At 46.0% G+C, this 13,401-nt stretch carries 13 protein-coding genes; 5 read left to right on the top strand and 8 right to left on the bottom strand.

Going from position 1 to position 13,401, the window contains the following annotated elements; genetic code table 11:
- Positions 1-110: 110 nt before the first annotated feature.
- The gene (locus tag PO771_RS05415; RefSeq protein WP_272562255.1) at positions 111-1,553 is read left to right on the top strand and encodes a S8 family peptidase; all 1,443 of its coding nucleotides are present in this window, start codon (positions 111-113) and stop codon (positions 1,551-1,553) included.
- A gap of 49 nt (positions 1,554-1,602) precedes the next feature.
- On the opposite strand, the gene PO771_RS05410 is transcribed toward PO771_RS05415, so the two are convergent.
- Entirely contained in the window at positions 1,603-2,106 is a 504-nt protein-coding gene (locus tag PO771_RS05410) for a DUF3907 family protein (protein ID WP_272563103.1), read from the bottom strand.
- Between the two features lie 193 nt (positions 2,107-2,299).
- Here PO771_RS05410 and PO771_RS05405 point away from each other — a divergent pair, with 193 nt between their 5' ends.
- The 3 genes from PO771_RS05405 (at position 2,300) to PO771_RS05395 (ending at position 4,609) form a co-directional block, all read left to right on the top strand.
- The gene (locus PO771_RS05405) at positions 2,300-2,719 is read left to right on the top strand and encodes a hypothetical protein (protein WP_272562254.1); all 420 of its coding nucleotides are present in this window, start codon (positions 2,300-2,302) and stop codon (positions 2,717-2,719) included.
- Between the two features lie 141 nt (positions 2,720-2,860).
- The gene (gene brnQ / locus PO771_RS05400; protein ID WP_272562253.1) at positions 2,861-4,207 is read left to right on the top strand and encodes a branched-chain amino acid transport system II carrier protein; all 1,347 of its coding nucleotides are present in this window, start codon (positions 2,861-2,863) and stop codon (positions 4,205-4,207) included.
- A gap of 195 nt (positions 4,208-4,402) precedes the next feature.
- Positions 4,403-4,609: a hypothetical protein gene (locus PO771_RS05395; RefSeq protein WP_272562252.1), complete on the top strand. Its 207-nt coding sequence runs from the start codon at positions 4,403-4,405 to the stop codon at positions 4,607-4,609.
- 65 nt (positions 4,610-4,674) lie between these two features.
- Here the strand turns inward: PO771_RS05395 and PO771_RS05390 are convergent, their stop codons facing one another.
- The 3 genes from PO771_RS05390 to PO771_RS05380 all read right to left on the bottom strand — a co-directional run bounded on the left by PO771_RS05390 (position 4,675) and on the right by PO771_RS05380 (position 9,950).
- The gene (locus PO771_RS05390) at positions 4,675-8,457 is read right to left on the bottom strand and encodes a dynamin family protein (protein WP_272562251.1); all 3,783 of its coding nucleotides are present in this window, start codon (positions 8,455-8,457) and stop codon (positions 4,675-4,677) included.
- A gap of 89 nt (positions 8,458-8,546) precedes the next feature.
- Positions 8,547-9,272, bottom strand: a complete 726-nt coding sequence (locus PO771_RS05385) for a polyphosphate kinase 2 family protein (protein WP_272562250.1) — start codon at positions 9,270-9,272, stop codon at positions 8,547-8,549.
- A 234-nt stretch (positions 9,273-9,506) separates the two neighbouring features.
- A complete protein-coding gene (locus PO771_RS05380; protein WP_272562249.1) occupies positions 9,507-9,950 on the bottom strand; it encodes a hypothetical protein in 444 nt (147 codons plus the stop codon).
- A 200-nt stretch (positions 9,951-10,150) separates the two neighbouring features.
- Between PO771_RS05380 and PO771_RS05375 the strand changes: the two genes are divergently transcribed.
- The gene (locus PO771_RS05375; protein ID WP_272562248.1) at positions 10,151-10,351 is read left to right on the top strand and encodes an alpha/beta-type small acid-soluble spore protein; all 201 of its coding nucleotides are present in this window, start codon (positions 10,151-10,153) and stop codon (positions 10,349-10,351) included.
- Positions 10,352-10,411: 60 nt separating this feature from the next.
- On the opposite strand, the gene PO771_RS05370 is transcribed toward PO771_RS05375, so the two are convergent.
- The 4 genes from PO771_RS05370 to PO771_RS05355 form a co-directional block, all read right to left on the bottom strand.
- The gene (locus tag PO771_RS05370) at positions 10,412-10,720 is read right to left on the bottom strand and encodes a winged helix-turn-helix transcriptional regulator (RefSeq protein ID WP_272562247.1); all 309 of its coding nucleotides are present in this window, start codon (positions 10,718-10,720) and stop codon (positions 10,412-10,414) included.
- An 88-nt stretch (positions 10,721-10,808) separates the two neighbouring features.
- A complete protein-coding gene (locus tag PO771_RS05365) occupies positions 10,809-12,077 on the bottom strand; it encodes an ammonium transporter (protein ID WP_272562246.1) in 1,269 nt (422 codons plus the stop codon).
- The gene (locus PO771_RS05360; protein WP_272562245.1) at positions 12,071-12,475 is read right to left on the bottom strand and encodes a hypothetical protein; all 405 of its coding nucleotides are present in this window, start codon (positions 12,473-12,475) and stop codon (positions 12,071-12,073) included. The genes PO771_RS05365 and PO771_RS05360 overlap by 7 nt, the downstream gene beginning before the upstream one ends.
- A gap of 106 nt (positions 12,476-12,581) precedes the next feature.
- Positions 12,582-13,310, bottom strand: coding sequence for a class I SAM-dependent methyltransferase (locus tag PO771_RS05355; protein ID WP_272562244.1), 729 nt, complete (start codon positions 13,308-13,310; stop codon positions 12,582-12,584).
- Positions 13,311-13,401 lie beyond the last annotated feature (91 nt).

Raw genomic sequence — 13,401 nt, 5'->3', positions numbered from 1 at the left:
TTGTGACTTTTTTATTTTCTTTTTTTAATTTTTGTCAAAATCCACCGTTCATATCTTACCTAGACCCGCCAAACGCTATACGTAACAAAAGTAAAGGAAAGTGATGCTGCATGAATCGACTTTATAAATATGGGGCCGTTAGTCTCCTCGCTATCCTGCCCGTTTTTTTACTAGCTGCTTGCCTGGGAAAAGAAGCGGCTCCGCCCACTCCAAAACCCGGCACAACAACGTCCATCCGTTCAGCAGACAAAGAAAAGTACTATAAAGTCAACCACATTAGTAAAGTCCAGGAAATCCGTTCTGATCTCGGAAATAGCCATCATGTCGTTACCATTCACCACAATAGCAATCAGACGAGTCACTACATGAAACGAGAAGTGACGGTTAAGTTTCGTACCGCACTCACTGGCCCACAACTAGCCACAATCCTGCGTACTATTGATGGGAAAACCAAGTCACACCACGGGTCAACCTATATTTTCAAATCAAGTCGCATGTCAACCGATCAACTTATTGCGTACTTCTCAAAGCGAAACGATGTGCAGTTCGCTGAGCCGAATTATCTTCTGCTCCCGAATGCCATACCAAACGATTCACTCTATCCCAAATATCAATGGAATATGCCCGCGATAAATATGGAACAGGCATGGGATATTAGCAAAGGAAGTGATGCTGTACCAATCGCGATCATTGACACAGGACTTGACTTGCATCACCCGGAATTCACAGACAAGGTAGTAGATGGCTATAACGTATTAAATCCTGGTGCGTTGCCACAAGATGACAACGGGCACGGCACACATGTAGCCGGCATTATTGCAGCCCGCACGAATAACGGTCGTGGTGTAGCAGGTATAGCATGGAATAACAAGCTTATGCCGATTAAGGGGATTGGCGGTAATGGAAGCGGCTCTTCTTTCGACATTGCCAAGGGTATCATATGGGCAACTGACCATGGGGCACGTGTCATTAACATGAGTGTTGGCAACTATCAACCATCCAGCGTGCTGCACGATGCCATCAAATATGCATTCAGTAAGGATGTCGTCATGGTAGCGGCCAGCGGCAACGATCATTCGTCTCAGCCAAGCTTTCCAGCCTCCTATCCAGAAGTAGTCAGCGTAGCCGCTGTTGATCAGAACGGAAATCAGGCTCCTTTTTCTAATTTTGGTTCTAGCATAGATGTGGCAGCTCCCGGCGTAGACATTCCTAGCACCTACCTCCCCGGTGAATACGCAGCATTATCTGGTACATCAATGGCTTGCCCCCACGTTACGGGTCTCGCCGGATTAATCCGCTCACTCAACCCTTCATTAAGCAATGGAGAGGTAATGAAAATCATGCGTACAACAGCACGCGACGCTGGCCCTGCCGGATGGGACCATGATTATGGATACGGTATTATTGATGTCGCTAGTGCTCTTAAACTTGCCACTCCACCCCCACCGACTGGTGCAGCATCTGAGTCACCGGCGCAGCCAATTCCGGCACTACAACCGACCGAGCCAATATCCGGGTTATTCGAGCGTCTTAGACGCCTGTTCGTGCCATAACATACAAAAAACACCCTGTCATCGTATTGACAGGGTGTTTTTTTACGATCTAGCGTGCCGCGCTCATCCGCTTCATCGTTACATAATCCGTTTCATAATATTGAAGTTCATCACGCAAATATTCAAACGCTTTAGACATTCCGAGAGTCAGACTTTTCAATTCCGGTGTCACTTCTTTATGGAAGATAATAGCATCACGACCTGTATAGGAATTACGTCCGTCCTCTTCGTATACTTCGCCTTTTGGATAGAAGAATGTATTCACACAAGTATGATAGACAAGATACAGCACTTCTTGAGCAAATTCCTTGTTAAATTGTGCACGACGCAAGCAAATCCCTAGCTTTTCGTAAGCGTTTTCACTATTTACTAGTAAGTGACGAAGATCAGATAGGTAGCTGCGATAGTAAGCTTCATACTGTTCCGGGTCTGACGAGTTCTGGACAAGATTGGCAAGCGTAGTGGAATTCAAAAACTTCTCCAACTCTATACAAACTTTTTTCAGCCTCGTATATGCTTCCTCACAGATTTCTTTCAATTGCGTCTCTGGCATCATTTAACCCTCCAACCATTCAAATTTTCAACTTTGTTACGTCGATTGTAACAAATTTGTTACAGTGAACCTAGCATTATTTATGCGATTTCGTAATGTTTAAATATTCATAATTATTCAGGTTGATTACGATCTCCTCCCTTCGGACATACTTGCGAATAAACCCATTATCTACATAATAAAGGAGACTTTTATGCTTCCCAGCCGCTCTGTAAATATTACGCACGATGTCACGGAAATACTCCAGGTAGCACAAATACTAGAAGAAAAAAATAAACCTTGTACACTCTATCTATCGGTCGTTCCACTTTCTGCCTACCGTCAGTATACAGAGCAGACAACACTCGGATTTTTTCAGTGGCCCCTCATTCATCAAGGAGCATGCATTCGCCTGCGTAGTGCTGCCATTTGTCACTCTACCCATAGCATTTCTTTTTTTGACGAAGAAGAAAATATTTTTTATCACATAAAAAGTGAAGATGTCTTCTTGATCCGCAAAAATACATTCCTCGTTGATACTGATGAAAAGATCGGTTTTCTGGAGTTCGTCACTCGTAAAAAACGTGGATTTCTCAGCTTTTCTTTATCCCGCTGGCCTCTTCGATTTATATAAGAAAATTGTAAAGATTTAAAAAGTAATATTTTTGATTTTATTTATAAATAAAATGTGTTATGATAATTAAGCTTTATTGAAAATGGAATTTTCAGCATGGATTAAATTATCCAAATATTCTTTTTTGTTTTAGGAGGCATTATGAATCAGTCATTATCTTTCAAGGAAATTCTGGCCATCGGACTTATGACATTCTCTCTGTTCCTTGGCGCTGGCAACATTATTTTCCCACCCACGCTCGGCCATGACGCCGGCATAGATATGTGGCGTGCGGTAAGTGGATTTCTAATTACAGGCGTTGGACTCCCACTCTTAGGCGTTGCCGCTGTCGCACGTGCGGGCGGTGGCATCCAGTATATCGCTAATCGTGTTCATCCGCTCTTTTCGATTATTTTCTCTGTACTTACATATCTTGCAATCGGTCCACTGCTTGCGATTCCACGTACAGGTGCAGTAGCGTATGAAATTAGTCTGGCACCATTTCTTCCGGAAGCGTTCCGTACATCTTCCTGGTCGTTGTTCCTGTATACGTTTGTGTTTTTTGGAGTAGCATACTGGCTGTGCCTTAATCCAGGCAAGCTTGTTGACCGTTTTGGTAAAATTATTACACCGTTTATGATCGTACTGCTGGCTATTCTCTTAATTCGCGGTGCTGTAAATCCACTCAGTGAAGCACAGGCATCCGCCCTGCCAAATCCGTTCTCTAAAGGATTCCTAGAAGGATATAATACAATGGATGCCCTGGCCTCTCTCGTATTCGGTGGTGTAATCGCTGCTGCGGTAGCCGAGCGCGGAGTCACGAACCGTAGTAAGCAGGCTAAACTGATCGTACAAGCTGGTCTCATTGCTGTTATTGGTCTTGGTCTACTGTATGTCGGCCTTGCTTATATGGGAGCTACAAGCGGACCAGCCGTAGGTACATACGCGAATGGCGGTGAACTTATTACGATACTATCTAAGCGTCTGCTCGGCTCAGTCGGCCTCATTCTTCTTGCACTGGCCATTACATTTGCCTGCCTGACAACAGCAGTTGGTCTGATTACAAGCTGTGCAGAATTCTTCTCTCGTCTAACTGAAAACAAAGTATCTTATCGTGCAATGCTTGTCGTATTCACCGTAGCAAGCTTAATTATTGCTAACTTCGGTCTCTCTACGATTCTGAAAATTTCAGTTCCAATTCTTGTGACACTATATCCACTCGCCATCGTGCTGATCGTGTTAACATTATCCAACTCCCTTTTCCAGGGACGTCGTGGTGTATACATCGGTGCGGTTATCGGTGCAGCTCCGCTCTCCCTTCTTGATGGAATTGGAGCAACTGGTGTAAATGTTGCCTCGATCACAGACGCATTGAGCCAGATTCCCGTTCTGAGCACCTTCATGACGTTTGGACTCGGATGGGTAATTCCGGCTCTTGTAGGCGCAGTGATTGGTGGAGTTTTCTCCCGTATATCTCCGACCTATTCAGAGTCTCATGACATTGCATAACGATATTTCTCCAATCCCGCTCTCACATAAGTGATAGCGGGATTTTATATCACTACATTTAAAAGAAAATTCAGAAATATAAATTGCTATTTGTCAGCAATCTCTTTATAATGATAAAAACAGCAAAGGGAAGAGACACCTATTTGTCCTATTCGTATTACGCATGATTCCAAATAAAGAAGGGAGAATCATTCCGTGAGTTTTGCAAATTGGGATGAAATCATTGAAACGTGCAAATACGACCTGGCAGATCTGGTCCCTCATTCGCGTACTATGCCGCAAGAAAAACAGTCAGCTTCACATAAACTGACTGCACAACAACTTCATGTACCTGAAGCAACTGAAGAAGATCGAATCGATACAATATTTGACACAATGCTGGCCCGACAGTACGGTGTATAGAACAAACAAAACGAGCGCCCGAATCTAAAATAGGCGCTCGTTTTGTTATTTTTATAACATCTCTTCTATATGTCCATTTCAGCTCTTGCTGTCTGAATCCGTCCTGCAATAGCTTGACGAAGAGATGCAAGACCCTCTACATCAATGTCTGTGCTCAGTACCGCAATCAAACCTGCAAAGTGCTCTTCCACTTCCTGCACAGCCCGCTCCGCAAGCTGCTCAAGCTGCGTACGGAAAGCAGGAACATAATAATCATGCAGTACATGCGCTGCACCATCCACATACGCCTGTACCGGCACCTGATAACGCTGCTCAAGCGTATCTTTCATCTTATCCTGTCCACCCTGCTCAAAGAACTGCTTTGGATTTTTAAACAGACTAAGTGCTGCAGCAAGATCTCCGGTTGTGCCTTCTGGAAGCTGGCTTGCAAAAGCTGGCGTATCATACGTCGGCTGCTCCCATGCCCGAAGGAAGAAGTGTTCAATGTCTAATCGCTTGTTCAAACGGTCAGTAACCTTCTCTCCGTTCTTCGCCATAAACGTTTCCGCCCGCAAAGCAGTAGCACGCATTTCCTGAGCTAAGTCAAATGCCAGGAAGCGCGATAACTCGTCGAGACTTGCCCGGAGCAGCTTCTGCATATTCCGGCCATTCGCTTCTGTTAAGTTCGTTGGGTTAAACGCATAACGGAACGCTTCGCTAAAGCGGAGCATGACACGCTGCTTCACGTAATAAGCAAGCTCCGTTACTTCTTTCTCCAGCGCCTGAATGTCTGCTGCTGTATCAAGGTCACGGATGGTCGCAAGCGATGTCTCTCGCTTCCGTTCCGTACGACTTAACTGCTCGGCACGGGCACCTGCGTCCTGGCGTGCTGCGACGATCAACTCATCCATCGTACCGATCACACGCTCTACTTCAGCGAACGCTTCTTTCAGCGCAATACCCGTTAACTCTTCTAATGTGAACGAAATAAACTCTTTCTCAAAATGACGCAGCCCGGAGAATGTGAGTGCTTCCTCCGCTGACGGCAGCGCCTCTGTTTCTCCTACACTAAGACGCTTACGCAAAATCGCAGCACCTGAATCGGTGAGCTTATTCTTCTCACCCATGCGTGCTAATAGCGCCGTCTGGCTTGATACCGGATAAATACGCGGACGTACAATCCCACATGTGCCGAGATTTTGTACAACGTGATTCACTACACCATCGAGCTCTTCCTGCGAATGCGCAAGGTCAGCCGCATTGACAATGAAGAACATTTTATCCATCGCAAACGTGTCTTTTACCCGACCCAACTGAATCAGGAATTCACGGTCTGCATGGGAGAATGCATGATTGTAGTACGTAACGAACAGTACAGCATCCGCATTTTTGATGTATTCAAATGCGACACCTGTATGACGTGCATTGATCGAATCAGCCCCTGGTGTATCGACTAGAATAATCCCCTGCTGTGTCAGCGGGCAATCATAATACAGCTCAATCCATTCAACAAAGCACGCTTTCTCTTCTTTAGCGACGAAAGCCTGGAATTCTTCAAGTCCAATAATTAAGTCTGTGCCAAGCTCATTCTTAATCTCTGCGTAGCCTTTCTGCACAGCACGCAGGAAGCTATAGTGCGGCTTCGCTGTCGGGTGAATATCGCCCGCATTAAGTGCTGTACTCTTTTGGATGGCTTCCTCGATGGAGCCTGCCGCAATATCAAATACATCAAGTGACTGTAAGACATCACTTGTCATATCTTCCGCTGTCTTAAGGCGCACTCGCACACTGCCGTGCGGATTTTGCTCATCAGGCGGTAAAATTTTGTTAATCGCAGCCGTTGTCGGGTTCGGTGATACAGGCAGGATTAAATCTCCCATCAGGGCATTCGCAAATGAAGACTTGCCGGCACTGAACGCTCCGAATAACGCAACGGTAAACCGATTCTTCTCTAGACGTTCTGCGCGCTGACGCATCGCATGGCCTGCACCGGCAAGCCCTGGTACACCCGATGTTTCCCCGGCGATTACACGTAGCAGATCAGCTGTATTCAAGCGTAACCCTCGATAGTCTTTCTGAATGGCAGAAGACGATGGAGCCATCCCAGATGTAGACGCCTGTGTCTGCAACGTAACTCTTTCACCGCTTGCTGCTGCCGGAAGTGACGCACCTTCCACCTTTTCTGCCTCCGGTTCTGTGTAACCCGGAAGCGGTGGCGCACTCGCTTCATTTGGAACCCCTTGATCAATCATGGCTACAAATCGTGCAGCCGCCGCTGTTTCTTCACGGGTTAGCGCAGCAAGTTTGTCCTTGGCTTCTTTTACCGGAGCAAGTGTAGCAAGCTCGGCACGCACATCACCAGCAGCTACTTCGGCTTGCTTACGCATCTGTTGCACAGCATATTCATATTCATCCTGCGCCGCACGGCGATACAGCTGCTTGATCGAATCAGACACGTCTTTTGAATAGGTCAGAATATACTCGCCGCTCGTTAGTGCCCCCGGCTTCACTGCGTTCTCGATTAATTCCGGGCCGAACGATACGTCGAATTCCATCACCCGCTTTTGGAACTCACTATCGTCATAACCATGCGCTTCTGGAAGTTTGCGCAACAACTCTTTTACATGCCAGCCAATATGCTTGGCTGCATTCTCTTTCAACTCTTCGTAAAAATCACGCAGACGCTTATCTCTTTCTTCTTTCGTTTTCTTACCGGCAGAGAATAAAAAGCCAACTTTGAAGCTGGACTGACGACTCTCTAAAAACTGACGTGCCAGCTCCCGGGTGGTAAATGGCATGAGCGGTGCATTATCAAGCATAGTATGCAACTCACGCTTCGCTTCCGTTTCTAATGCATCGGCTGGCTGACGCAAGGAAACGAGGTGTTGTGTAAGTTCTTCATAACGAGTAACTGCATTCTCATCCGCTTCTGCCAACACTTGCATAAGTGGCTCTCGCGCAGCAGTATGCTTCTCTTCAAGAAACTTGCCATGCTCATCAATCAAATAATGTGCGGCACGCATAATGCTTGGGATAAGCAGTTCTTCTTTAGCTGCAAACAGACGACCTAACTCAGCAAGCAGCATAGGCCATTGATTTTCTGGATGATCCACATCTTTCAACGATGTAAAATACACACCATCCGGCTCAATGTCCCAGTGTCGAAACGCATCAATCACGCTTTCACGATACTGAGCAAAACTCAATTCGAAATCAACATGTTTGTCAATCTGATTAATCACAAGATAAACCGGAACTCCCCGGTCTTTCAGCGACTTCGTAAATCGGAAGTTCACTTCAGATTGGACATGGTTATAGTCCATCACATACAGGACCGCATCCGAGAGATGAAGCGACGATTCGGTTGATACTTTGTGTGCATCATCCGTCGAGTCAATCCCTGGCGTATCCATAATACTAATCGCTTCTCCAAGCAGATTAGATGGATGATACAGCTCAATCGTCTCAACCTCTTCTCCGTTTACCGCATACTGCTTCAGCTCGTTCACATTATAGTCCGGCCCGAATTCAAGCGGCTCACTGTCTTTGAAATAAATGCGAGCCGATTTTTTGCCCGTCTTGATGCTAACCACGTTCGCACTGGTCGGAATCGGGCTGGATGGAAGTACCTTGTCCCCCATAAGCGCATTGATCATACTTGATTTCCCAGCAGAAAAATGTCCACAAAACGCAACTGTAAATTCTTTTTTATATAATTTTTCAAGCAATTGTCGGGATTTTCTAGCATTTTTCTCATCGCCCGCTGCTGCGAACGCCTCCGCTAGCGCTTCCACACGTCGATATAACACACGCGCCGGGATGTGCGTGTACTCCTCCTGCCCGGTGCGGGCCTCTACTGTTTCAATCATTCCACTCACCGCTATTCTCTGTATTTGTGTACAATTTATGAATTAAATCTACCATCGAAGCGCAGGGAGGGCAATACTTTCCCGATAAGTTATTTTTCTTCTTCTAAGCGAGCACGCATTGCTTTCACGATGCTTTTCAGCACTTTCACCCGTGCATACCACTTATAGTTGCCTTCTACCACAATCCAGCGTGCGTTCGGCTTATCTGTATGTTCGAGCATATCTTCCACCGCAGTCACATAATCATCCCACTTCTGACGATTGCGCCAGTCTTCGTCCGTGATTTTCCAGTTTTTAAACGGATTGTTCTGCCGCTCCTCGAAGCGGTCGAGCTGTTCTTCTTTACTGATGTGAAGCCAGAATTTAAGTATGAGAGTCCCATCGTCTGTAAGCATTTGTTCGAATCGATTGATTTCTTCATACGCCCGTTTCCACTCTGTCTTAGTAGCAAATTTCTCTACACGTTCTACAAGGACACGCCCATACCACGAACGGTCAAAAATTGCGATATGTCCCTTGACTGGAAGCTTCGTCCAGAAGCGCCATAAATAATGATACTGTTTTTCTACCATATTAGGCGCTCCAATCGCATGCACCTGAAAACCACGCGCATCGATTTGCTCCGTAACCCGACGAATCGCGCCCCCCTTACCCGCAGCGTCCCAACCTTCAAAGACAAGAATGACCGGAATTCCCTTGTTGTGTAATTCCCGCTGCAATGACAGCATTTCTAACTGATATTTTTTCAGCATTTCCTTATAGTCTGATTTTGACTCCAGTTTTTTGGTTAAATCGAACTGATTCAAGTTATACATATCGCTTCCCCTTTCCAAATTACAGATCTACTAGGTAATAAGTTCCAGATCACCTAGCCCGATTCCTGCTATTTTCTTCTTTTTCTTAATGCAAGTTTCTCTCAAAGCGTGGCAGAGGAGCTGGATCGCCAGGATCTCCCCCCTTCTCCTACGCACTGTCGATATCGCAAAAAAAGCTGTCCCGTTGCCATGTTCTGGCTTTAGGGACAGCCTCTCTTTATCTGTTTTGTATCATTAGAATTCGCTACTATCTGATCCTTCTATATCCCACTCCAGCGGTGCGCGATGCACAGGGAAATGCAACGTATCCAGCACATACAACAAGAATGGCATATCATGTGTATACCCTTCATGCAGCTGATGCAGCGTATTTTCCGTAAGTTTCTCGTCAAGGAACGACTTGATGAGAGTCAGCGCTTCCGCTTCATTGTCACGGAACCATTGAAGCGTATTCGGCCCGGACTGAGCAAGACCATACTTGTCCACATATTCGCGTACGATTTTCGGTACGTACGCATACGCATACTGAGCGGCCGCACTATACAACTCCTCTTTTTCCTGTTCCAATGATAATCCCTCAGTAAGATACGTATAGCGATTACACTGATAACATCTTACTTCATAACGATGATTTCCAGCCACTGATTTTCCACAGTGCGGGCAAACAAACTCGTTCATAAAATCTTCCCTTCCAAACTAATTTCTTGTTCTCATCGTACCAAACTTCAAGCCGCAATCCTAGCGTCGGATGTTCTGTTTTCCCTTGTGACAATATTCCAAACATTACCACGCGTAAACATACATCTAAGTTGTGACAATATACGTACAAGGACACAACATCCTTGAATCTAACACATTCTCGTAAGGAGATGAACAACATGGCTCAAAATTCGAACACAAACAATCTTGTCGTACCACAGGCTGCAAACGCTCTAGATCAAATGAAGTACGAGATTGCTTCTGAATTCGGTGTAAACCTCGGGCCGGACACAACTTCTCGCCAAAACGGTTCTGTAGGTGGCGAGATTACGAAACGCCTTGTACAAATGGCTGAACAACAGCTCGGCGGTCGCGCATAACCAACCACATATTACATGGATACAAAATAAGCCGGACCGTAAAGGTCTGGCTTTCTGTTATTACATCCATTTCTCGCCCCATTCTTGAATTGCTCCAATTACCCCTTCCAGGTCACGACCTTTCTCGGTTAATTCATATTCAATGCGTACCGGAGTTTCCGGATACACTTTACGTACCATAATCCCGACTTCTTCAAATTCACGGATGCGTTCAGTCAGCATGCGATCGCTCATCTCCGGAATTTGCGCTTTAATATCCTTGAATCTTCGCGGTCCCCCTAACAGGACACGAATAATCAGGCCTGACCATTTTTTTCCTAATATCTCAATCGCCGACTCATACTTCGGGCACATTTTGCTGTAATCCACAACAATACACCTCCCTCTTTTTATTGTACCACTAATAACGTACGATACAAAGAAAAGGGAAGAACCTTCCTTTATATCCTACACTATTTTATCTACTTCTAAACCTCTCTCCAAGCGCTAACGTATCCTTGTCATTCACCGCCATCGTACCATGTGCGGAAATATCCAGTCCAATCCGCTCCTCTTCCTCCGTTACCCGAAGCGGTACGAGCCAGCTAATCCCTTTAAGGGCTATCCATGTCATAGCATATCCCCATACACAAATGACAAGCAGTCCAAGTGCCTGCACCCCGAGAAGCGACCAGCCTCCCCCGTATAGCACCCCCTTATCGGTTGCGAACAAGCCGACTGCCAACGTACCGAGAATACCAGATACCCCGTGTACAGGAAATGCGCCAACCGGATCATCAATCTTCCATATATCAAGCAAATACGTAGCAGCAAGCATCGCAAGTCCGCACACAGCACCAATCAGAATCGCTGCATCTGCACTTACAAACGCACATCCCGCTGTAATGCCAACAAGTCCGGCAAGCGATCCATTAATAACAGACGGCGCATCCGCACGCCCATAGCGAAACATCGTATACAAAAGCGTTACCGCACCGCCAGCAGAAGCAGCCAGCATCGTAACCATCGCAATATGTCCAATCCGTACATCTGAGGCACTCAAGGTCGAGCCAGCATTAAATCCGAACCAGCCAAACCAGAGCAAGAAAGCTCCGACAGAGGCAAGCGGAATGTTACTTGGTATAATAACATGCGTCTCGCTGCCTTTATACTTATCGAGGCGCGGTCCTATCATTTGCGCCGCTGCCAATGCGCTGAATCCCCCCATCGCATGAATAACAGCCGAACCAGCAAAATCAAGCATTCCCATCCGCCCAAGCCAACCACCACCCCACACCCAGTGTCCAGAGATCGGATAGATGACGGTCGTCATCACAACCGCATACAGCACATAAGCCCGAAACTGCATCCTTTCAGCCACAGCACCGGATACAATCGAAATAACTGCAATGACAAATGCGGCCTGAAACATAAAAAATGTCTCTTTGCTAAATGGGAATGTGAGATGAGACAAGTCCCCTTTCATTCCAAATCCAGTTGTACCAATAAACGACGACCAGTCTTTCCCGTACATGAACGCAAAACCAATCGCATAAAAACAAAGCGTGCCGAATGCAATATCAACAAATACTTTCATAATAATACTGACAGAATTTTTCCGTCGGACAAACCCTGCTTCCAGTAACGCAAAGCCACCCTCCATCAAAATAATCATCGCCGCTGTTAACACAATCCAGATTGTATCTACGCCCGTACTAAGAGCAGTAAACTGTTTGAGTCCTACCATAGCCGCTCCCGCCCCATACGATTTAAAATTTCTTGCGACAGCCAGACTGGTACACATACAGTGTCTGCTCCACCACTAAGCACCACAAGAATCTCTTCAATAACATTGTTCCCGCCTGTTAGCTGAGCAATCTCTTGCATCGGCTGTCTGACATACACCATATATTCTACAGCCAGGTGATGATCCGGTGCCTTGCCGCTAAATAGCTTGCGAATCGAAGACATCTTGTGATACGCCGCCTGCTGCTGCGCCCGTCGCTTCTCATATCTTTCGATCCGGCCATGCAGCTCTGCAATATAAGATAACCGTTTCGCCTTGATCTCACACAAATAGTTCGCAAGTTCTTCAGCATTCACCACCTCATACTGCTGTCCCGTTCCCTCAACACTCACTATCATGTTAGATCACCTGTCTTTTAGTGTTATATTTTCTAACATTATAACGCAGAGAGAACAAAGAAAAAAGACGATTTTCTCTAAAAACCGTCTTTTTCATCATTTTATTTTATTTTTTCTGACCGAATAAAATCATCCGTTTCATCTCTGGGCCATAAGGAGCCAATGTATAGTCCCCGTATACATCAAGCAGCTTAATCCCAGCCCGATCAAGCATCGTTTCCATCTCATCTGCGCTGTACAGTCGTACCCGCTCCCAAAAAGTCCGCTCTTCTTCCTGCTCGGTAATGATAATTTGTTTTACAACAAATCCATCCTCAATCGTACGCCGCTCTATAATATGCTTACCGTCTACATCCCGCACCGACTCCGGCACCAGATGAGCACGCACATACTCGGGATTTAAATAATCAATAACAAGCTTGCCCTCCGGTTTCAGCGCTTGCGCCATACGCTTAATTACCTTCTCATTTTCCGCATCATCTGCAAAGTAGCCGAAACTCGTAAAGAGATTGAATAAAACATCAAACTCCTCATTGAACGGCACCTCACGCATATCATATTGATAATACGTTACATTCTCCTTTTTCGTCTTACACCGAGCTTCCGAAAGCAAGTATGCAGATAGATCGAACCCAACAACTTCATACCCGTGCTGCGCTAGCGCACGTGAATGTCGTCCATCTCCACAGCAGAAGTCAAGCACCCGACCAGTCTTCGGCAGCGGCAGCAACCGCAGCAAACTTTCTACCTCCTGACGCGCAGACTGTTCATCTCGATGCCGGTACAGCGTCGAGTAATCTTCCTGAAATGATTGTACAAACCACTCACCACCCACACTATCCCTCCATTCTCTTTCTTTTTAGTATAACTGTCCTGCTTTCATTCGTACATTTTCCGATGTGCATCCGCATACCTTATACCAATTC

Origin of the sequence: Aneurinibacillus uraniidurans (genome assembly GCF_028471905.1) — a bacterium.
GTDB classification, from domain to species: Bacteria; Bacillota; Bacilli; order Aneurinibacillales; family Aneurinibacillaceae; genus Aneurinibacillus; species Aneurinibacillus uraniidurans.
This window is presented reverse-complemented; position numbering and strand designations above follow the sequence as displayed.